Raw genomic sequence first — 20,106 nt, 5'->3', positions numbered from 1 at the left:
GAGCCAGCACCATGTCCGAGGCCGACCAGACGCCCACCACCACCCGCCGCACCCTGCTCTGCTGCGGCGCGGCAGCGCTGGCCGGCGGCTCCGCCCTCGTCCTGAGCGGCTGCGAGAGCTCGGGCGGCAGCAAGAGCCAGGCGAAGGCCGCGCCCACGCCGGTGGACCTGGGCGACGCCTCGGCCGTGCCGGTGGGCGGCGGCAAGGTCTACGCCGACCAGCGGATCGTGGTCACCCAGCCCAGCGCCGGCGAGTACAAGGCGTTCAGCGCCCGCTGCACGCACGCCGGCTGCCTGGTCGACCAGGTCAAGAACAACCAGATCCAGTGCCCGTGCCACGGCAGCCGTTTCAACATCGCCGACGGCTCGGTCGCCGACGGCCCGGCGCCGAGCCCGCTGCCCAGCTACCAGGTCGCGGTGGCCGGCGGCAAGCTCACCGTGACGCCGAGCTGATCTCGGCCGGCCGGCCCCGGCCGTCGGCCCCGGGAGCTAGGGTTTTAGCAGTCACAGCGCAGCACGAGGGGGACCACGATGGCCGACCCGTCCACCTACCGCCCGGCGCCGGGAGCGATCCCACCCTCGCCCGGGGTCTACCGGTTCCGGGACGAGCACGGCCGGGTGATCTACGTGGGCAAGGCCAAGAGCCTGCGCCCGCGCCTGTCCTCGTACTTCCAGGACCTGGCGAACCTGCACCCGCGCACCGCCACCATGGTCACCACCGCCGCCTCGGTGGAGTGGACCGTGGTCGGCACCGAGGTCGAGGCGCTCCAGCTGGAGTACTCCTGGATCAAGGAGTTCGACCCCCGGTTCAACGTCAAGTACCGCGACGACAAGAGCTATCCCGAGCTCGCGGTGACGCTGAACGAGGAGTTCCCCCGGGTGCAGGTGATGCGCGGGGCACACAAGAAGGGCGTGCGCTACTTCGGCCCGTACGGGCACGCCTGGGCGATCCGCGAGACCGTCGACCTGCTGCTGCGCGTCTTCCCGGTGCGCACCTGCTCCACCGGGGTCTTCAAGCGCGCCAAGCAGGTCGGCCGCCCCTGCCTGCTGGGCTACATCGGCAAGTGCGCCGCGCCCTGCGTCGGCAAGGTCAGCGCCGACGAACACCGGGAGCTGGCCGAGGAGTTCTGCGACTTCATGGCCGGGCGCACCGGCAACCACCTGCGCCGCCTGGAGGAGCAGATGGCCGAGGCCGCCGCCGAGATGGAGTACGAGAAGGCGGCCCGGCTGCGCGACGACATCGGGGCGCTCAAGCGGGCCATGGAGAAGAACGCCGTGGTGCTCGCGGACGGCACCGACGCCGACCTGCTCGCGCTGGCCGAGGACGAACTCGAGGCCGCGGTACAGATCTTCCACGTCCGCGGCGGCCGGGTGCGCGGCCAGCGCGGCTGGGTCACCGACAAGGTCGAGGACGTGGACACCGCCGCGCTGGTCGAGCACGCCCTGCAGCAGCTCTACGGCGGCGGCAGCGAGGCGGTGCCGCGCGAGGTGCTGGTGCCCGCGCTGCCCGAGCCGGCCGAGCCGGTGCGCGAGTGGCTGACCGGCCTGCGCGGCAGCCAGGTCGACCTGCGGGTGCCGCAACGCGGCGACAAGAAGGACCTGATGGCCACCGTCGGGCGCAACGCCCAGCAGGCGCTGGCGCTGCACAAGACCAAGCGGGCCTCGGACCTGACCACCCGCAGCCGGGCGCTGCAGGAGATCGCCGACGCGCTGGAGCTGGACTCGGTGCCGCTGCGGATCGAGTGCTTCGACATCTCGCACCTGCAGGGCGAGGACGTGGTCGCCTCGATGGTGGTCTTCGAGGACGGCCTGGCCCGCAAGAGCGAGTACCGGCGCTTCCAGATCAAGGGCTTCGAGGGCCAGGACGACGTCCGCTCGATGCACGAGGTGATCAGCCGCCGGTTCCGCCGCTACCTCCAGGAGCGCGAGCGGACCGGCGAGTGGGCGGTGCCCGAGCAGAGCCTGCCCGGCGACGGCGACGGCGGTGTGGACGACGACGCGCTGCCCGGCGGCCCGGTCGATCCGGAGACCGGGCGCCCGCGCCGCTTCGCCTACCCGCCGCAGCTGCTGGTGGTCGACGGCGGCCAGCCCCAGGTGGCCGCCGCCAGGCGCGCGCTGGACGAACTCGGCATCGACGACGTCGCGCTGTGCGGGCTGGCCAAGCGCCTGGAGGAGGTCTGGCTGCCCGACCAGGACGACCCGGTGGTGCTGCCGCGCAGCAGCGAGGGCCTCTACCTGCTGCAGCGGGTGCGCGACGAGGCGCACCGGTTCGCCATCTCCTACCAGCGCAGCAAGCGCGCCAAGCGGCTGACCGGATCCGGCGGCCTGGACGCCGTGCCCGGCCTGGGGGAGACCCGACGCACCGCGCTGCTCAAGCACTTCGGCTCGGTGAAGAAGCTGCGCGCCGCCAGCGTGGAGGAGATCTGCGCCGTCCCCGGCATCGGGCGCCGCACGGCGGAGACTGTTGTCCAGGCGTTGGCGTCCCGGCAACCCGCGGCATTCGCGGTGAACACCGCCACAGGCGAGATCATGGAGGATGGCCCTGCCGACCCGGTCCAGCCGACCGTGCGACCGGGCCAGGCGTGACGTCGAGCGCGGCGCACACGTTTTTACAGCAGATGCACGCGAGAGCGGGGAACCGAAGTGACAGTGTCTGATGTGGGCGAGACCCCACCGGAGCTGGTGATCATCTCCGGCATGTCCGGAGCCGGCCGCAGCACGGCCGCCAAGTGCCTGGAGGACCTCGGCTGGTTCGTGGTCGACAACCTGCCGCCGGCCCTCATCCCCACCATGGTCGACCTCGGCGCCCGCTCGCAGGGCGCGGTGGCCCGGATCGGCGTGGTGGTCGACGTCCGGGGGCGGCAGTTCTTCGACGACCTGCGGGCCTCGCTGGAGGAGCTGGACAAGCGCGGCATCCGGATGCGCGTGGTCTACCTGGAGTCCGGTGACGACGCCCTGGTGCGCCGCTTCGAGAGCGTGCGCCGCCCGCACCCGCTGCAGGGTGAGGGCCGGATCGTCGACGGCATCGCGCAGGAGCGCGACCTGCTGCGCGAGTTGCGCGGCGAGGCCGACCTGGTGATCGACACCTCGGACCTCAACGTCCACCAGCTGCGGGCCAAGCTGGACGCCCAGTTTGCCGACCACGACGAGCCCGAGCTGCGCTGCACCGTGATGTCCTTCGGTTTCAAGTACGGCCTGCCGGTCGACGCGGACCTCGTGGTGGACTGCCGGTTCCTGCCCAATCCGCACTGGGTGCCGGAACTACGGGCACGAACCGGTACGGATACGGACGTCGCGGACTACGTGTTCCAGCAGCCCGGTGCCAAGGAGTTCCTGGACGGTTACGCCGAGCTTCTGCGCATTGTCACCGAGGGTTATCGCCGAGAGGGTAAGCGCTACATGACGCTTGCCGTAGGCTGCACCGGTGGCAAGCATCGCAGCGTGGCCATGTCGGAGCGGCTGACGAAGCGTCTGATCGCCGACGGCGTGGAAACGGTGCTGGTGCACCGCGACATGGGACGGGAGTAGCGGCGGTCCCCCAGCACCGCCGACAGCACAGGAACGTGGGGTAGGTGTGACGGGATACTCGCCAGGGCGGCAATACCAGCACAAGGCCGCCGAGCGGGGTTCCCCGGGCGCACAGAAGAGGTCGGTCTCCGCGACGAAGGGGGCGGCGCCGCGGATCACCGCGCTCGGCGGCGGCCAGGGCCTGTCCGCCTCGCTCTCCGCGCTGCGCCGCCTCACCTCCGACCTGACCGCCGTGGTCACGGTGGCCGACGACGGCGGCTCCAGCGGGCGGCTGCGCGCCGAGCTCGGCGTGCTGCCCCCCGGCGACCTGCGCAAGGCGCTGGCCGCGCTGTGCGGTGACGACGACTGGGGCCGCACCTGGTCCGAGGTGATCCAGCAGCGCTTCACCGGCTCCGGCGAGCTGGGCGGCCACGCGGTGGGCAACCTGCTGATCGTGGCGCTCTGGGAGAAGCTCGGCGATCCGGTCGCCGCCCTGGAGTGGGTGGGCCGGCTGCTCAACGTGCAGGGCCGGGTGCTGCCGATGTCCGCCGTCCCGCTGGACATCGAGGCCCAGGTGCGCGGCCACGACCCGGCCCACCCCGCGCGGGTGACCGCCGTGCGCGGCCAGGCCGACGTGGCCATCACCCCGGGCACCGTGCAGTCGGTCCGGCTGCTGCCCGAGGAGCCGCCGGCGGTGCCGGAGGCGGTGGCGGCGGTCCTGGAGGCGGACTGGGTGGTGCTCGGACCCGGCTCCTGGTTCACCAGCGTGCTGCCGCACCTGCTGGTCCCCGAGCTGGCCAAGGCGCTGATCGAGACCAAGGCCCGCCGCCTGCTGACCCTGAACCTGGCCCCGCAGCCCGGCGAGACCGAGGGCTTCACCCCGCAGCGCCACCTGGAGGTCATCGCCGACCACGCTCCGGAACTGGGTGTGGATGCGATCCTGGTGGACGAGCGCGCGGTGACCGGCGGCGCCTTCGGGGTGGCCGACCTGGCCGGCCTGGAGAAGGCGGCCGAGCGGATGGGGGCCGCGCTGGTGCTGGACAAGGTGGCCGGCGCCGACGGGACCCCGCGACACGACCCGGAGCTTCTGGCCGCCGCGTACGACCGGATTTTCCGGACACATGGAAGGATCGGCCCATGGCGATGACGGCAGCGGTGAAGGACGAAATCAGCCGGCTCCCCGTCACCCGGGCCTGCTGTCGCAAGGCTGAGGTGTCGGCGATCCTGCGATTCGCGGGCGGACTGCACATTGTGAGCGGTCGGATCGTGATCGAGGCGGAGCTCGACACCGGCATTGCGGCCCGGCGGCTGCGCAAGGACCTGCTGGAGATCTTCGGCCACGCCTCCGAACTGGTGGTGATGGCCCCCAGCGGCCTGCGGCGCGGCAGCCGGTACGTGGTCCGGGTGATCAAGGACGGTGAGTTGCTGGCCCGGCAGACCGGGCTGGTGGACGGCCGGGGTCGACCGATCCGGGGCCTGCCCCCGGCGGTGGTCTCCGGCGCGACCTGTGACGCCGAGGCGGCCTGGCGCGGCGCCTTCCTGGCGCACGGCTCGCTGACCGAGCCGGGCCGCTCCTCCTCGCTGGAGATCACCTGCCCCGGCTCCGAGGCGGCGCTCGCGCTGGTCGGCGCCGCCCGCCGGCTCGGCATCCCGGCCAAGGCCCGCGAGGTGCGCGGCGCGGACCGGGTGGTGATCCGCGACGGCGACGCGATCGGCGCGCTGCTCACCCGGCTCGGCGCGCACGAGTCGGTGCTGGCCTGGGAGGAGCGCCGGCTGCGCCGCGAGGTGCGGGCCACCGCGAACCGGCTGGCCAACTTCGACGACGCCAACCTGCGCCGCTCGGCCCGCGCGGCGGTGGCCGCCGGGGCTCGGGTGCAGCGGGCGCTGGAGATCCTCGGCGACGAGGTGCCCGAGCACCTCGCGGCGGCCGGCCAGTTGCGGATGCAGCACAAGCAGGCCTCGCTGGAGGAGCTCGGCGCGCTCGCCGATCCGCCGCTGACCAAGGACGCGGTGGCGGGCCGGATCCGGCGGCTGCTGGCGATGGCCGACAAGCGGGCGATGGAGCTGGGACTGCCCAGCACCGAGGCCAACCTGACGGAGGAGATGGCGCTCAACTAGCCCGTGGGGCGGCTCCCGGCGCGGATATCGGTGCACATCGGCGAACATGGCGTGGCGTATTCCGAAATACGCCACGCCAGGGTCTTGACGAAGGGCGGATGTGCCTAGGCGACCGCGTGCGGGGTAGGGTCAGTGGTGGTCGGGGACATCCCAATTTCCACCCCCGTCGGCATAGCCCGGCGTACCTTAGAGGAGATCGGTTCGTGACGATCCGGGTAGGCATCAACGGATTCGGCCGCATCGGCCGCAACTTCTTCCGCGCGGTCAAGTCCCAGGGCGCGGACATCGAGATCGTCGGCGTCAACGACCTCACCGACACCAAGACCCTCGCTCACCTGCTCAAGTACGACTCGATCCTGGGCACCCTCCAGGCCGAGGTGAGCCACACCGCCGACAGCATCACGGTGGACGGCCACACGTTCAAGGTGATCGCCGAGCGCGACCCGGCCAACCTCCCCTGGGGTGAGCTGGGCGTCGACATCGTGATCGAGTCCACCGGTATCTTCACCAAGGCCGACCAGGCAAAGAAGCACGTCGCCGCCGGTGCGAAGAAGGTCATCATCTCGGCCCCGGCCACCGACGAGGACGTCACCATCGTCATGGGCGTCAACGACGAGAAGTACGACGCCGCCAAGCACACCGTCATCTCCAACGCCTCCTGCACCACCAACTGCGTGGCGCCGCTGGCCAAGGTGCTGAACGAGAACTTCGGCATCGTCAAGGGTCTGATGACCACCGTCCACGCCTACACCAACGACCAGGTCACCCTTGACTTCCCGCACAAGGACCTGCGCCGTGCCCGTGCCGCCGCGCTGAACATCATCCCGACCTCCACCGGTGCCGCCAAGGCCACCGCGCTGGTGCTGCCGGAGCTCAAGGGCAAGCTGGACGGCACCTCGCTGCGCGTCCCGGTCCCGACCGGTTCGATCACCGACCTGGTCGTCACCCTGGAGCGCGAGGTCACCGTCGAGGAGGTCAACGCGGCCTTCCAGAAGGCCTCCGAGGGCTCCCTCAAGGGCATCCTGCAGTACACGGAGGACCCGATCGTCTCCTCCGACATCGTCAACTCGCCGTTCTCCACGATCTTCGACTCGCTGATGACCATGGTCCAGGGCAACCAGGTCAAGGTCTTCGGCTGGTACGACAACGAGTGGGGCTACTCGAACCGCCTCGTCAACCTGACCACCCTCGTCGGTGGCCAGCTCTGACGCAGCGGAAGCTGACGTGATGTGAGGAGCAGGGCCCGGAGCGCGGACACCGCGTCCGGGCCCTGCCCCTGCCCACGCACCCTCTTCCCTGCGGGTGTTCCCGAGTTGCCGGGCGCTGCGCCACTCCCAGCGCCACTGTTCCTGGGCCCCCTCTCTCCCCCCTGGAGAACGAAGACCGTGAAGACCATCGACGAACTCATTCAAGACGGTGTGGAAGGCAAGCGGGTTTTCGTCCGCGCCGACCTGAACGTGCCGCTGGAGGGCACCACCATCACCGACGACGGCCGGATCCGCGCCGTCGCCCCGACCATCGCCAAGCTGGCCGAGGCCGGCGCCAAGGTGATCGTCGCCTCCCACCTCGGCCGTCCCAAGGGCGCGCCGGACCCGCAGTTCTCGCTCGCGCCGGTTGCCGTGCGCCTGGGCGAGATCCTCGACAGGAACGTCTCCTTCGCGAGCGACACCGTGGGGGACAGCGCGAAGGCCACCGTTGCCGCTCTGGCCAACGGCGAGGTCACGCTGCTGGAGAACCTGCGCTTCAACGCCGGTGAGACGAGCAAGGACGACGCCGAGCGCGGCGCCTTCGCCGACCAACTCGCTGCTCTGTCCGACCTCTACGTCGGCGACGGCTTCGGCGCGGTGCACCGCAAGCACGCCTCGGTCTTCGACCTGCCGGCCCGGCTGCCGCACGCGGTCGGCGACCTGATCGCCACCGAGCTCGCCGTGCTGAAGAAGCTCACCGACGAGGTGGCCCGCCCGTACGTGGTGGTGCTCGGCGGCGCCAAGGTCTCCGACAAGCTCGGGGTGATCGACAACCTGCTGGAGAAGGCCGACCGGATCCTGATCGGCGGCGGCATGGCGTACACCTTCCTCGCGGCCAAGGGCCACGAGGTGGGCATCTCGCTGCTGCAGAAGGACCAGATCCCGGTCTGCCTGGAGTACCTGGCCCGGGCCGAGAAGCGGGGCGTGGAGTTCGTCCTGCCGGTGGACGTCCTGGTCTCCTCGGACTTCCCCGACCTCAAGACCAAGGCTCCGGCCAATCCGGAGCTGGTCGCGAGCGACGCGATTCCGGCCGACAAGGAGGGCCTGGACATCGGCCCGAAGACGCGGGAGCTGTTCGCCGAGAAGCTGGCGGACGCGGGCACCGTCTTCTGGAACGGCCCGATGGGTGTCTTCGAGCACCCGGACTACGCCAACGGCACCAAGGCCGTTGCCCAGGGGCTGCTCGGCAGCCCGGGGTTCACCGTGGTCGGTGGCGGCGACTCGGCAGCAGCCGTGCGCATCCTCGGCTTCGACGAGAACGCGTTCGGACACATCTCGACCGGCGGTGGCGCGAGCCTCGAGTACCTGGAGGGCAAGACGCTCCCCGGTATCGCCGCCCTGGAAGGCTGATCAATGAGTGAGCGCCTCCCGCTGATGGCGGGCAACTGGAAGATGAACCTCAACCACCTCGAGGCCATCCAGCACACCCAGAAGCTGGCGTTCGCGCTGGCCGACAAGGACTACGACGCGGTCGAGGTGGCGGTGCTCACGCCGTTCACCGACCTGCGCTCGGTGCAGACCCTGGTCGACGGCGACAAGCTGAAGATCAAGTACGGCTCGCAGGACATCTCGGCGCACGACTCCGGTGCCTACACCGGCGAGGTCTCGGGCCCGATGCTCGCGAAGCTGAAGTGCACCTTCGCGGTGATCGGCCACTCGGAGCGCCGCCAGTACCACGGCGAGACCGAGGAGATCGTCAACGCCAAGGTCAAGGCCGCCTACCGCAGCGGGATCACCCCGATCCTGTGCGTGGGCGAGCCGCTGGAGGTGCGCAAGGCCGGCACCCACGTCGAGCACACGCTGGCCCAGCTGGACGGCGCGCTGGACGGCGTCCCGGCCGCGCACGCCGAGAGCATCGTCGTCGCCTACGAGCCGGTCTGGGCGATCGGCACCGGCGAGGTGGCCACCCCCGAGGACGCGCAGGAGGTCTGCGCCGCGATCCGGGCCCGGCTGGCCGAGCTGTACGACGCCGAGCTGGCCGGAAAGGTCCGTATCCTGTACGGCGGTTCGGTGAAGTCCTCCAGTGCGGCCGGCCTGATGGCCAAGCCGGACGTGGACGGCGCCCTGGTCGGTGGGGCCTCGCTGGACGCCGACGAGTTCGTCAAGATCGTGCGGTACCGTGAGCAGGCGGTAGGCTAACGCCCCCGCAGCAACGTAGTCTTTGGGCCGGGCCTCCGAGGGGGGTCCGGCCCTTAGCCCATGACCCAATAGAACGAGAGAGTTGGTCCCGCCGTGGTTCTCGGGTTCTCGATTGCCCTGATCATCTTCAGCCTGATCATGGTCCTGCTGGTGCTGCTGCACAAGGGCAAGGGCGGCGGTCTGTCCGACATGTTCGGTGGCGGCGCGATGTCGGCCGGCGGCGGTTCCGCGGTGGCCGAGCGCAACCTGGACCGCATCACCGTCATCGTGGGCCTCTGCTGGTTCGCCTGCATCGTCGTACTGGGTCTGCTGATCAAGGTCAAGAGCTGATCAGGCCTCAGTTCTGAAGGCGGTGCGGACAGATCCTTATTCGCTCCGTACACTAGGACAACTTGCCACTGTCCGCAGCGGGCGGCCGGTCGGCAGCGCTTGGGTTAACCAGGCGGATAAGGGCACGCAGGGAGTCAGACCGTGGCAAGTGGCAACGCCATCCGTGGCAGCAGGGTCGGGGCCGGCCCGATGGGTGAGGCGGAGCGCGGCGAGTCCGCCCCGCGCAATCGGATCTCCTTCTGGTGCGCCAACAAGCACGAGACGCGCCCCAGCTTCGCCGCCGAGGCGGTCATCCCGGACACCTGGGACTGCCCGCGCTGCGGGTTCCCGGCCGGTCAGGACGAGGACAACCCGCCGGCTCCCTCGCGCAACGAGCCGTACAAGACGCACCTCGCCTACGTCCGTGAGCGGCGCACGGACGCCGACGGCGAGGCGATCCTGGCCGAGGCGCTCGCCAAGCTGCGGGGCGAGATCTGAGCTGGTGGCGCGCTGCTTTCAGCGCGGTGACGCGGGTGGTGGACCACGGGTCCGCCGCCCGCGTTCTTCATGTTCCGGGGGACGGATGAGAGACATCGAACCGATCGCCACCGAGCGGTTGGAGCTGCTGCCGCTGGGCGTCGAGCACGCTGCGGTGCTGCACGGGGTGCTGGACGATCCGGGGCTGCACGGCTTCATCGGGGGAGAGCCGGAGAGCCTGCGGGCACTGACCGAGCGCTACCGCCGGTGGTCGGCGGGTTCACCCGATCCGGCACAACGCTGGCTCAACTGGGTGATCCGCGTGGTCGCCGAGGACCGGCTGATCGGCACCCTGCAGGCCACCGTGGACGGCACCGGGGCCGAGGTGGCCTGGGTGGTCGGGACCGGCTGGCAGGGCCGCGGCTACGCCCGCGAGGCGGCCCGGGCGCTGGTCGGGTGGCTGGCGGGGGCGGGCGTGCGGCGGGTGGTCGCCCATGTGCACCCGGAGCACCACGCCTCCGCGGCGGTGGCCGCCGCCGCGGGGCTCACGGCGACCGAGCGGTTCCAGGACGGCGAGCGGTGCTGGGAGCTGCTGCTGCAGTCCGGGACGGGCTCCGGCTGACCCGGTCCGGGAGGGTGTTGACATCCGGGAGGGTGTGACACGCCCCGTCGTCGACGCAGCTTGACGGCGGGGCTCTTTTCCATCACCATTTCACTAATGCCTTAGTGAAATGGTGATGCTGACGATGGACTACCGCATCGACCGGCACAGCGGCGTGGCCACCTATCTCCAGATCGTCCAGCAGACCAAGCACGCCCTGCGGCTGGGGCTGCTGGAGCCGGGCGACCGGCTGCCGACCGCCAAGGAGGTGGTGGCGGCCACCGCGATCAACCCGAACACCGTGCTCAAGGCCTACCGCGAGCTGGAGCGCGAGGGACTGGTCGAACCGCGGCCGGGGCTCGGCACCTTCGTGCTGCGCTCGCTGGCCCGCGAGGAGGCGGGCAGCGACTCGCCGCTGCGGGCCGAGTTGGCCGACTGGGCCGCCCGGTCCCGCACGGCGGGGCTGGACCGGGAGGACGTCGAGGCGCTGATGGCGTCCGTGGTCGAGCAGGAGTTCGGCGGCCCGCGGGCCGACGGCCGCAAGGACACGAGCAAGGGGAACCGATGACCGAGCAACACCCCGCCTTGGCCGCCCACGGCCTCGGCAGGCACTACCGGCGCGGCTGGGCGCTGCGGAACTGCTCGTTCAGGCTGCCGGCCGGGCGGATCTGCGCCCTGGTCGGCCCGAACGGAGCGGGCAAGAGCACGCTGATGGGGCTGGCCGCCGGGCTGCTGAGCCCCAGCGAGGGGCGGATCGAGGTGGACGGGCGGGTGCCCCGCCCCGGCGGCAGCCCCGAGGTGGCCTTCGTCGCCCAGGACAAGCCGCTCTACCCGCGCTTCACGGTGGCCGAGACGCTGCGGATGGGCCGGGAGCTCAACCCGCGCTGGGAGCAGGGCGCGGCGGAGGAGGTGCTGGCCGGGGCCTTCCCGCTGACCGCCAAGGTCGGCTCGCTCTCCGGCGGCCAGCGCACCCGGGTCGCGATGGCGCTGGCCATCGGCAAGCGGCCCGACCTGCTGATCCTGGACGAGCCGATGGCCGACCTGGACCCGCTGGCCCGCCACGAGCTGATGGGCCGGCTGATGGCCGAGGCGGCCGAGCGCGGCCTGACCGTGCTGATGTCCTCGCACGTGGTGGCCGAGCTCCAGGAGTCGTGCGACTACCTGGTGCTGCTGGCGGGCGGGCGGGTGCGGCTGGCCGGTGACATCGAGGAACTGCTGGCCGCCCACCGGTTGGTGGTCGGCCCGCAGCGCGCCGCTGCCACCCTGGCCGGCCACCAGCTGGTGGAGAGCCGGGAGAACGGCCGCGGGGTCACCGTGCTGCTGCGCCCGAGCGGTGAGCTGGACGACCAGTGGGAGGGCGGCGAGCCGACGCTGGAGGAACTGCTGCTCGCGCACCTGCGCGCGCCCGACATCCCGGCCCTGCTGACCGCCGAGGCGCGGGTGCAGCCGAACGACCTGCCCGACCGGACCGCCCGTACGACCGAGGTGACCGCATGACCAGCACCCTGGCCCCCCGCCCCGTCGGCGCCACCGGGCCCGCCGTCCGCCGCGGGCTGCGGCCGCGCGGGATCACCTGGCTGATGTGGCGCCAGAACCGGCTGCTGATCTGTGGACTGCTGCTGGCGCTGGTCGTGCTGGCGATCGCGGCCCCGGTCCTGCGGGCCGAGATGGTCTCCTTCATCGACAGCCACCACATCAAGGGCTGCGCCATGATCAGCGCCGACCCGGCCTGTCAGCAGCCGAACCTCCAGCAGGCGGTGATGGACTTCCGCGCCGGCTACGGGGACATGCTGCGGGGGATCGGTCTGCTGCTGCTCCTGCTCCCGGCCGGGGCGGGGGCCGGCCTTGGGGCCACGCTGCTGGCCAGGGAGCTGGAGAACGGCACCTGGAAGCTGGTGCTGTCGCAGTCGGTGAGCCGGGACCGCTGGGTGGCCGCCAAGCTGGTCACCGCCGCCCTGATCGCCCTGGTCGCCACGGCGGTGCCGGCCGCGCTGATGCACTGGGTCTGGCTGCCCAGTGCCAACGACGTCTCCGGGGTCGCCTGGAACAGCCTGTTCTTCTACACCTCCGGCGGTCCGGTGCTGGTGGCGACCACGCTGCTGGCGCTCTCCGTCGGGGTGCTGGCGGGGGTCGCGCTGCGTCAGGTGCTGCCCGCGATGGGCCTGACCATCGTGCTGGTCGGCCTGCTCCAGTACGGGCTGGCCGCGCTGCGCCCGCACCTGTGGAGCTGGCAGACGCTGGTCGCGTCGCCGTCCGAACTGCCCAACAGCGTCTGGGGGTTCGCCCAGGGGATCATCCTGCCGGACGGCCGGAAGCTGTCGGCGGGCGTCTGCGACCAGGCGCTCGACTACGCGGCCTGCATGGGCAAGTACCCCGGGGCCCAGGAGTACAGCGAGGTGCACCGGGCGGCGGACTACTGGCCGCTGCAGCTGGTCGAGTCGGGGATCTGCCTGGCGCTGGCCGCGGCTCTGACCGCGGTGACCGTGCTGTGGGTGCGCAAGCGGCTCGCCTGAGGCGCACGGACACGCGGAAGGGGCGGTGCGCTCGATCGAGCGCACCGCCCCTTGGGCGTTGATCCGTCAGGCCGAGGCCGGCGGGTAGAGCTGCGCGGGCAGCTTGGCGGCCGCCGCGCGGTCCAGCAGCCAGAGCGTGCGGCTGGTGCCGTACGCGCCGGAGGCCGGGGCCTGCAGCTCGCCCGGGCTGGACAGGGCCAGCGCGACCGCGTCCGCCTTGTCCTCGCCGGCCGCCAGCAGCCAGACCTCGCGCGCCGCCCGGATGGCCGGCAGGGTCAGCGAGATCCGGGTGGGCGGCGGCTTGGGCGCCCCGCGCACCCCGACCACCGTGCGCGCGGTCTCCCGCACGCCCGGGTGCTCGGGGAAGAGCGAGGCCACGTGGGTGTCCGGGCCGACGCCCAGCAGCAGCACGTCGAAGGCGGGCACCAGGGCGCGGTCCTCGGGACCCGCGGCCTTGGCCAGCTCCTCGGCGTACCGCTCGGCGGCGGCCTCCACGTCGGCACCGTCCACGCCGTCCGAGGCGGGCATGTAGTGCACCTTGGCCGGGTCGAGCGGAACCCGGGCGAGCAGCTCGTCGGCCGCCTGCACCGCGTTCCGCTCCGGGTCGGCGGACGGCACGAACCGCTCGTCGCCCCACCAGAGTTCCAGGCGCGACCAGTCCACCGCGTCGCGCGCCGGGGAGGCGGCGATCGCGGCGAGCAGCGCGTTGCCGTTGCGCCCGCCGGTGAGCACCACGGAGGCGGTGCCCCGGGCGGCCTGCGCGTCGACGATCTTGGTGATCAGTCGGGCGGCGGCCGCCTGGGCCATCAGCTCCTTGTCCCGGTGCACGACCAGCTGCGGTACCGGGGTCATGCGCCGCTCCGCTTGCGGGGCGCCGCCTTCTTGCCGGTGCCGCCCTTGTCCGCCGAGGCCTTCTTGGTGGTGGCCTTCTTGGCCGCCGGCGCCTTCTTGGCCGGGACCTTGGCGGTCACCCGGGGGGTGATCACCGAGGCCTCGACCACGGGGGCGGAGGCCGCCTCGGCAGTCGCCTCGGCACTCGCCTCGGCGGCATCGTCGACCTGGGCCGGCGTGATGCCGTAGCTGGCCTGGGTCGGCTCCTGCAGGCGCTCCACGCCGGTGCGCACGGCCGCCGCGTAGATGGCGTCCTCGTCCAGGCGGCGCAGCTCCTCGGCGATCAGCTCGGCCGTCTCGCGGCGCTTGAGCGCCACCAGGCGGTCCGGCGAGCCGGGGATGGACAGCGTGCCCATCAGCCCGTCCGGCCGGTCGAGCACGATCTCGCCGTCCTCGCTGCGCAGCCGCACGGCGGTGATGCCGGGGCCGTCGGTGACCACCCGCTCGACCGGCACGTGCAGCCGGTCGGTCAGCCACAGGCCGAGCAGCTCGACGCTGGGGTTGTACGACTCGCCCTCGACCACGGCCGAGGTGACCTTGGTGGGCCGCTGGTCCAGGGCCGCCGCCAGCATCGAGCGCCAGCTGGTGATCCTGGTCCAGGCGAGGTCGGTGTCGCCGGGGGTGTAGTTCTCGGCGCGCACCGCCAGCTGGTCGACCGGGGACTCGGCGGTCACCGCGTCGGTGATCCGGCGCTGGGCGATCGCACCGAGCGGGTCCTGGGCCGGGTGCAGCGGCGCGTTCTCCGGCCACCAGACCACCACGGGGGCGTCGGGCAGCAGCAGCGGCAGCACCACCGACTGGGCGTGCGAGGTCAGTTCGCCGTGCATCCGCAGGATCGCGGTCTCGCCCGAGCCGGCATCGCTGCCGACCAGGATCTCCGCGTCCAGCCGGGCGCCGGCCCGGGCCCGGGGGGAGCGGCCCTCGCGCTTGATCACCGCGAGGATCCGCGAGGGGTGCTCGTGCGAGGCGTCGTTCGCGGCCCGCAGGGCGTCGTAGGCGCTGCCCTCGTCGGTCACGATGACCAGCGTCAGGACCATGCCGGCCGCGGTCGAGCCGCCGGCCCGGCGCGCGTCCATCAACGCGCTGTTGATCTTGCTGGACGTGGTGTCCGTCAGGTCGATCTTCATGGCCGGCGCCAGCTCCTGCCGTCTCGTGCGAGCATCTCGTCCGCCTCGGCCGGACCCCAGGTGCCGGCCGGGTACTGCGCGGGCTTGCCGTGCTGGTCCCAGTACTTCTCGATCGGGTCGAGGATCTCCCAGGAGAGCTCGACCTCCTGGTGCCTGGGGAAGAGGTTGGCGTCGCCGAGCAGCACATCGAGGATGAGCCGCTCGTACGCCTCCGGGCTCGACTCGGTGAAGGACTCGCCGTAGGCGAAGTCCATCGTGACGTCGCGCACCTCCATCGAGGTGCCCGGCACCTTGGAACCGAACCGCACCGTGACGCCCTCGTCCGGCTGCACCCGGATCACCAGGGCGTTCTGCCCCAGCTCCTCGGTGGCGTAGGAGTCGAACGGCAGGTACGGGGCGCGCTGGAAGACCACCGCGATCTCGGTCACCCGGCGGCCCAGGCGCTTGCCCGTGCGCAGGTAGAACGGGACCCCGGCCCAGCGCCGGTTGTTGATCTCCAGCTTGATCGCCGCGTAGGTGTCGGTCTTGGACTCGGGGTTGATGCCCTCCTCGTCCAGGTACCCGACCACCTCCTCGCCGCCCTGCCAGCCGGCCGAGTACTGGCCGCGCACGGTGTGCTTGCCCAGGTCCTTGGGGAGCTGCACGGCGCTGAGCACCTTGAGCTTCTCGGCGACCAGGGCCTTGGGGTGGAAGGAGGCCGGCTCCTCGATGGCGGTGAGCGCCATCAGCTGGAGCAGGTGGTTCTGGATGACGTCACGGGCCGAGCCGATGCCGTCGTAGTACCCGGCACGTCCGCCGATGCCGATGTCCTCGGCCATGGTGATCTGCACGTGGTCCACGTAGGACCGGTTCCAGATCGGCTCGAACATCGTGTTGGCGAACCGCAGCGCCAGGATGTTCTGGACCGTCTCCTTGCCGAGGTAGTGGTCGATCCGGAAGACCTCGTCCCGGGGGAAGACCTCGTGGACGACCTTGTTCAACTCCTGGGCGCTGGCCAGGTCGTGGCCGAACGGCTTCTCGATCACCGCGCGGCGCCAGGAGCCGGGCGGCGGGTCGGCCAGGCCGTGCTTCTTCAGCTGCTGGACCACGTTGGGGAAGAACTTCGGCGGCACCGAGAGGTAGAACGCGAAGTTGCCGCCGGTGCCCTGCGCCTTGTCGAGGTCCTCGATGGTCTCGCGCAGGGTGTCGAAGGCGGTGTCGTCGTCGAAGGTGCCCTGGACGAACCGCATGCCCTTGGCCAGCTGCTGCCACACCTCCTCGCGGAAGGGGGTGCGCGCGTGGTCCTTGACGGCGTCGTGCACCTCCTTCGCGAAGTCCTCGTCCTCCCACTCACGGCGAGCGAAGCCCACCAGGGAGAAACCCGGCGGCAGCAGGCCGCGGTTGGCCAGGTCGTAGATCGCCGGCATCAGCTTCTTGCGGGAGAGGTCCCCCGTGACGCCGAAGATGACCAGGCCGGACGGCCCCGCGATCCGCGGCAGCCGGCGGTCGGCCGGATCGCGCAGCGGGTTGGCAGGTTGCTGCGGAAGATCTCCTTGCGTCACCTCGGCCCCCTCCAGGTCGGGAAATGCCTGTGCATTGCTCACTGCTGGGCTCCGCTTCAATGCGTCGTGCGAGCGGGTGTCACTTGCCGTCGGAGAAGGAGGCCAGCGACGCCGTCACGGTGTCCAGCAGCTCCTGCCAGGAGACCTCGAACTTGGAGACGCCCTCGTCCTCCAGGACCTGGACGACGTCGTCGTAGTCCACGCCGGCCGCGGCCAGCGCGTCCAGCACCCCCTGGGCGTCGGCGTAGGCGCCGGTGATGGTGTCGCCGGTGACCTGGCCGTGGTCGCCGGTGGCGTCCAGGGTGGCCTCGGGCATGGTGTTGACGGTGCCCGGCGCGACCAGCTCGGTCACGTACAGGGTGTCCGGCAGGGCCGGGTCCTTGACACCGGTGGAGGCCCACAGCGGGCGCTGCGGCTTGGCGCCGGCCGCCTCCAGGGCGGTCCAGCGGGCGCTGGCCGGCTTCTTGCCGTCCACCGAGCCGAAGACCTCCTCGTACGCCTGGTAGGCCAGGCGGGCGTTGGCCAGCGCGGCCTTGGAGCGCAGCTTGACGGCGTCGCCGCCGATCGCCTCCAGGCGCTTGTCGATCTCGGTGTCCACCCGGGAGACGAAGAACGAGGCGACCGACTCGATCGAGGACAGGTCGATGCCCTTGGCCTTGGCCTGCTCCAGGCCGGTCAGGTAGGCGTCGACCACGGCCTGGTAGCGCTCCAGCGAGAAGATCAGCGTGACGTTGACGCTGATGCCCTTCGCGATGACCTCGGTGATGGCCGGCAGGCCGGCCTTGGTCGCGGGGATCTTGATGAACACGTTGGGACGGTCCACCAGCCACCACAGCTGCTTGGCCTCGGCCACGGTGGGCGCGGTCTGGTGGGCCAGGCGCGGGTCGACCTCGATGGAGACCCGGCCGTCGCGGCCGTTGCTGGCGTCGTAGACCGGGCGCAGCACGTCGGCGGCGTCCCGCACGTCCGAGGTGGTGATCATGCGGATCGCCTCGTCGGTGGTGACCTTGCGCACCGCCAGGTCGCGCAGCTGCGCGTCGTAGGAGGTGTCGCCGCTGCCGGCGATGGCCTTCTGGAAGATGGTCGGGTTGGTGGTGACACCGACGACGTGCATGTTCTGCACGAGCTCGGCCAGGTTGCCGGAGTTCAGGCGGGTGCGGCTGAGGTCGTCCAGCCAGATCGCCACGCCTTCGTCGCTGAGGCGCTTCAATGCGTCAGTCATGCTGTTCAGTCCTTAAGGTCTATCGGAAAATCAGTCAGGAACCGGGGAGCGGCCGGGCCGCCGCACTCAGCGGTTGACGGCTTCCAGCGAGCGCAGCGACTTGTGCGCCGCGTGCGCCACGGCCTCGGCCGTGATGCCGAACTCCTGGTAGAGCACCTTGTAGTCGGCCGAGGCGCCGAAGTGCTCCAGGCTGATGATCTGGCCGTGGTCGCCGACCAGCTCGCGCCAGCCCTGGGCGATGCCGGCCTCGACCGAGACGCGGGCCTTGACGGTGGGCGGCAGCACCTGGTCGCGGTAGGCCTGGTCCTGCTCGTTGAACCACTCGACGGACGGCATCGAGACGACCCGGGTCGGGATGCCCTCCGCCTCCAGGGTCTCGCGGGCCTGGACGGCCAGCTGCACCTCGGAGCCGGTGCCGATGAGGATGACCTTCGGGGCGTTGTCCGAGGCCTCGGCCAGCACGTAGCCGCCGCGGGCGGTGCCCTCGGCGGAGCCGAAGACCTCGCGGTCGTAGGTCGGCACGCCCTGGCGGGTCAGCGCCAGTCCCACCGGGCCGGGGTGGCTGGTGTGGCGCTCCAGGATGGTGCGCCAGGCGACCGCCGTCTCGTTGGCGTCGCCGGGGCGGACCACCGACAGGCCCGGGATGGCGCGCAGCGCGGCCAGGTGCTCGACCGGCTGGTGGGTCGGACCGTCCTCGCCCAGGCCGATCGAGTCGTGCGTCCAGACGTAGGTGACCGGCAGCTTCATCAGCGCGGCCAGTCGCACCGCCGGGCGCATGTAGTCGGAGAAGACCAGGAAGGTGCCGCCGTAGACACGGGTCTTGCCGTGCAGCGCGATGCCGTTCATGGTCGAGCCCATGGCGTGCTCGCGGATGCCGAAGTGGATCGTCCGGCCGTAGGGGCTCGCGCCCTTGAGCGGGTTGCCCACCGGCAGGAACGAGCTGCCCTCGTCGATCGTGGTGAGGTTGGACTCCGCGAGGTCGGCCGAGCCGCCCCACAGCTCCGGGATCACCGCGCCGAGCGCCTTGAGGGCGTCACCGCTGGCCTTGCGGGTGGCGACGTCCTTGCCGGCCGGGAAGGAGGGGAGCTCCTTGCGCCAGCCGTTCGGCAGCTCGCCGGCCTGGATCCGGTCGAACTCGGCGGAGCGGGCGGGGTTGGCGGTGCGCCAGGCGGTGAAGGACTTCTCCCACTCGGCGCGGGTGGCCTTGCCGCGCTGGATCACCGCGCGGGCGTGGCTGAGCACCGCGTCGGAGACCTCGAAGGTGCGCTCGGGGTCGAAGCCGAGGACCTTCTTGGTGGCCGCGATCTCGGCGTCGCCCAGGGCGGAGCCGTGCGCCTTGGCGGTGTTCTGCGCGTCCGGGGCCGGCCAGGCGATGATGGTGCGCATCGCGATCATGGACGGGCGCGAGGTCTCGGCCTTGGCGGCGTCCAGCGCGGCGGCCAGCGCCTGCACGTCGATGTCGCCGTTCGCCTTGGGGGCCACGCGCTGCACGTGCCAGCCGTAGGCCTCGTAGCGGGCGAGGACGTCCTCGGAGAAGGCGGTGTGGGTGTCGCCCTCGATCGAGATGTGGTTGTCGTCGTAGAGCGCGACCAGGTTGCCGAGCTTCTGGTGGCCGGCCAGCGAGGAGGCCTCGGCGGAGATGCCCTCCTCCAGGTCGCCGTCCGAGACGATGGCCCAGATGGTGTGGTCGAACGGGGAGGCGCCCTCGGCGGCCTCCGGGTCGAACAGGCCGCGCTCGTAGCGGGCGGCCATCGCCATGCCCACCGCGTTGGCGATGCCCTGGCCGAGCGGCCCGGTGGTGGTCTCCACGCCGGCCGTGTGGCCGTGCTCGGGGTGACCGGGGGTGCGGCTGCCCGCGACCCGGAAGGACTTCAGGTCGTCCAGCTCCAGGCCGTAGCCGGAGAGGAAGAGCTGGGTGTACAGCGTCATGCTGGTGTGGCCCGGGGACAGGACGAAGCGGTCGCGCCCCGCCCAGTTCGGGTCGGTGGGGTCGTGTCGCAGGAAGCGCTGGAAAATGAGGTAGGCCGCGGGGGCGAGGGCCATCGCCGTCCCCGGGTGCCCGTTCCCGACCTTCTGCACCGCGTCCATGGCCAGGACCCGGGCGGTGTCGACCGTCCGCTCGTCCAGCTCGGACCACTCGATTACGTTCGTCGGCGTCGTGCTCACCCTTCTCAGGGCTCCTTCCGTATTGAGGTGTGACCCCGTGAAGGGACCGGGTCGGCCACGACACTGTGGGCCTGACGCATGTTCGGTAGTGCCGGTCACGGAGGGTTTCCCGCTTCTCCGGGCGAGCCTACCGCCCAGCCCGGGGCACGCCTTCCGTACGGGGAGAACCCGGAGTTTCGTGACCCGATTCCCATGTGTACTGAGTGCAGTGCGCCGCTGCCACCGGAACCACCTTGACCCGGTTTGTCC

19 protein-coding genes are annotated in these 20,106 nt (G+C 71.4%); 14 read left to right on the top strand and 5 right to left on the bottom strand.

The window, feature by feature from the left end; translation table 11 throughout:
• Positions 1 to 11 precede the first annotated feature (11 nt).
• The 14 genes from OG294_RS13320 (at position 12) to OG294_RS13255 (ending at position 12,910) form a co-directional block, all read left to right on the top strand.
• Positions 12 to 452: a Rieske (2Fe-2S) protein gene (locus OG294_RS13320; protein WP_327066697.1), complete on the top strand. Its 441-nt coding sequence runs from the start codon at positions 12 to 14 to the stop codon at positions 450 to 452.
• Between the two features lie 78 nt (positions 453 to 530).
• Entirely contained in the window at positions 531 to 2,585 is a 2,055-nt protein-coding gene (gene uvrC, locus OG294_RS13315; protein WP_327066696.1) for an excinuclease ABC subunit UvrC, read from the top strand.
• A 57-nt stretch (positions 2,586 to 2,642) separates the two neighbouring features.
• Entirely contained in the window at positions 2,643 to 3,527 is an 885-nt protein-coding gene (rapZ, locus tag OG294_RS13310; protein ID WP_442789152.1) for an RNase adapter RapZ, read from the top strand.
• 46 nt (positions 3,528 to 3,573) lie between these two features.
• A complete protein-coding gene (locus OG294_RS13305; protein WP_442789151.1) occupies positions 3,574 to 4,653 on the top strand; it encodes a gluconeogenesis factor YvcK family protein in 1,080 nt (359 codons plus the stop codon).
• Positions 4,644 to 5,624, top strand: coding sequence for a DNA-binding protein WhiA (whiA, locus tag OG294_RS13300; protein WP_035841998.1), 981 nt, complete (start codon positions 4,644 to 4,646; stop codon positions 5,622 to 5,624). The genes OG294_RS13305 and whiA overlap by 10 nt, the downstream gene beginning before the upstream one ends.
• Positions 5,625 to 5,827: 203 nt before the next feature.
• On the top strand, positions 5,828 to 6,832 hold the full coding sequence (gene gap / locus OG294_RS13295) for a type I glyceraldehyde-3-phosphate dehydrogenase (RefSeq protein ID WP_327066695.1): 1,005 nt from the start codon (positions 5,828 to 5,830) through the stop codon (positions 6,830 to 6,832).
• A 177-nt stretch (positions 6,833 to 7,009) separates the two neighbouring features.
• Positions 7,010 to 8,221, top strand: coding sequence for a phosphoglycerate kinase (locus OG294_RS13290; protein WP_327066694.1), 1,212 nt, complete (start codon positions 7,010 to 7,012; stop codon positions 8,219 to 8,221).
• A gap of 3 nt (positions 8,222 to 8,224) precedes the next feature.
• Positions 8,225 to 9,010 carry a triose-phosphate isomerase gene (tpiA, locus tag OG294_RS13285; RefSeq protein WP_327066693.1) on the top strand — a complete coding sequence of 262 codons (786 nt, stop codon included), beginning with the start codon at positions 8,225 to 8,227 and terminating at the stop codon, positions 9,008 to 9,010.
• 93 nt (positions 9,011 to 9,103) lie between these two features.
• Complete coding sequence (secG, locus tag OG294_RS13280; protein ID WP_327066692.1) at positions 9,104 to 9,340, top strand: preprotein translocase subunit SecG; 237 nt, start codon at positions 9,104 to 9,106, stop codon at positions 9,338 to 9,340.
• A 141-nt stretch (positions 9,341 to 9,481) separates the two neighbouring features.
• A complete protein-coding gene (locus OG294_RS13275; protein WP_184938344.1) occupies positions 9,482 to 9,817 on the top strand; it encodes an RNA polymerase-binding protein RbpA in 336 nt (111 codons plus the stop codon).
• An 85-nt stretch (positions 9,818 to 9,902) separates the two neighbouring features.
• A complete protein-coding gene (locus OG294_RS13270; RefSeq protein ID WP_327066691.1) occupies positions 9,903 to 10,418 on the top strand; it encodes a GNAT family N-acetyltransferase in 516 nt (171 codons plus the stop codon).
• A gap of 124 nt (positions 10,419 to 10,542) precedes the next feature.
• Positions 10,543 to 10,965, top strand: a complete 423-nt coding sequence (locus tag OG294_RS13265) for a GntR family transcriptional regulator (RefSeq protein ID WP_327071534.1) — start codon at positions 10,543 to 10,545, stop codon at positions 10,963 to 10,965.
• Entirely contained in the window at positions 10,962 to 11,894 is a 933-nt protein-coding gene (locus tag OG294_RS13260) for an ABC transporter ATP-binding protein (protein WP_327066690.1), read from the top strand. Before OG294_RS13265 ends, OG294_RS13260 begins: the two co-directional genes overlap by 4 nt.
• Entirely contained in the window at positions 11,891 to 12,910 is a 1,020-nt protein-coding gene (locus tag OG294_RS13255; protein WP_327066689.1) for an ABC transporter permease, read from the top strand. The genes OG294_RS13260 and OG294_RS13255 overlap by 4 nt, the downstream gene beginning before the upstream one ends.
• A gap of 66 nt (positions 12,911 to 12,976) precedes the next feature.
• Here OG294_RS13255 and pgl read toward each other — a convergent pair whose 3' ends face one another.
• The 5 genes from pgl to tkt form a co-directional block, all read right to left on the bottom strand.
• Positions 12,977 to 13,762, bottom strand: a complete 786-nt coding sequence (pgl, locus tag OG294_RS13250; protein ID WP_327066688.1) for a 6-phosphogluconolactonase — start codon at positions 13,760 to 13,762, stop codon at positions 12,977 to 12,979.
• The gene (gene opcA / locus OG294_RS13245) at positions 13,759 to 14,928 is read right to left on the bottom strand and encodes a glucose-6-phosphate dehydrogenase assembly protein OpcA (protein WP_327066687.1); all 1,170 of its coding nucleotides are present in this window, start codon (positions 14,926 to 14,928) and stop codon (positions 13,759 to 13,761) included. The genes pgl and opcA overlap by 4 nt, the downstream gene beginning before the upstream one ends.
• Positions 14,925 to 16,469, bottom strand: coding sequence for a glucose-6-phosphate dehydrogenase (gene zwf, locus OG294_RS13240; RefSeq protein WP_327071533.1), 1,545 nt, complete (start codon positions 16,467 to 16,469; stop codon positions 14,925 to 14,927). Before zwf ends, opcA begins: the two co-directional genes overlap by 4 nt.
• Before the next feature lie 79 nt (positions 16,470 to 16,548).
• The gene (gene tal, locus OG294_RS13235) at positions 16,549 to 17,691 is read right to left on the bottom strand and encodes a transaldolase (RefSeq protein WP_327066686.1); all 1,143 of its coding nucleotides are present in this window, start codon (positions 17,689 to 17,691) and stop codon (positions 16,549 to 16,551) included.
• Between the two features lie 66 nt (positions 17,692 to 17,757).
• The gene (tkt, locus tag OG294_RS13230) at positions 17,758 to 19,857 is read right to left on the bottom strand and encodes a transketolase (RefSeq protein ID WP_327066685.1); all 2,100 of its coding nucleotides are present in this window, start codon (positions 19,855 to 19,857) and stop codon (positions 17,758 to 17,760) included.
• Between the last annotated feature and the right edge of the window lie 249 nt (positions 19,858 to 20,106).

Origin of the sequence: Kitasatospora sp. NBC_01302, from assembly GCF_035976515.1 — a bacterium.
In the GTDB taxonomy this organism is placed as follows: Bacteria; Actinomycetota; Actinomycetes; order Streptomycetales; family Streptomycetaceae; genus Kitasatospora.
The sequence above is the reverse complement of the archived record's forward strand: the minus strand, read 5'-3'. Positions and strand labels throughout refer to the sequence as shown.

Bases quoted from the DNA above. Each gene is read 5' to 3' on its own strand.
- OG294_RS13265 (WP_327071534.1), top strand. From the start codon at position 10,543: ATGGACTACCGCATCGACCGGCACAGCGGCGTGGCCACCTATCTCCAG.
- OG294_RS13255 (WP_327066689.1), top strand. From the start codon at position 11,891: ATGACCAGCACCCTGGCCCCCCGCCCCGTCGGCGCCACCGGGCCCGCC.
- OG294_RS13260 (WP_327066690.1), top strand. From the start codon at position 10,962: ATGACCGAGCAACACCCCGCCTTGGCCGCCCACGGCCTCGGCAGGCAC.
- tpiA (WP_327066693.1), top strand. From the start codon at position 8,225: ATGAGTGAGCGCCTCCCGCTGATGGCGGGCAACTGGAAGATGAACCTC.
- uvrC (WP_327066696.1), top strand. From the start codon at position 531: ATGGCCGACCCGTCCACCTACCGCCCGGCGCCGGGAGCGATCCCACCC.
- pgl (WP_327066688.1), bottom strand. From the start codon at position 13,762: ATGACCCCGGTACCGCAGCTGGTCGTGCACCGGGACAAGGAGCTGATG.
- OG294_RS13270 (WP_327066691.1), top strand. From the start codon at position 9,903: ATGAGAGACATCGAACCGATCGCCACCGAGCGGTTGGAGCTGCTGCCG.
- opcA (WP_327066687.1), bottom strand. From the start codon at position 14,928: ATGAAGATCGACCTGACGGACACCACGTCCAGCAAGATCAACAGCGCG.
- OG294_RS13320 (WP_327066697.1), top strand. From the start codon at position 12: ATGTCCGAGGCCGACCAGACGCCCACCACCACCCGCCGCACCCTGCTC.
- tal (WP_327066686.1), bottom strand. From the start codon at position 17,691: ATGACTGACGCATTGAAGCGCCTCAGCGACGAAGGCGTGGCGATCTGG.
- whiA (WP_035841998.1), top strand. From the start codon at position 4,644: ATGGCGATGACGGCAGCGGTGAAGGACGAAATCAGCCGGCTCCCCGTC.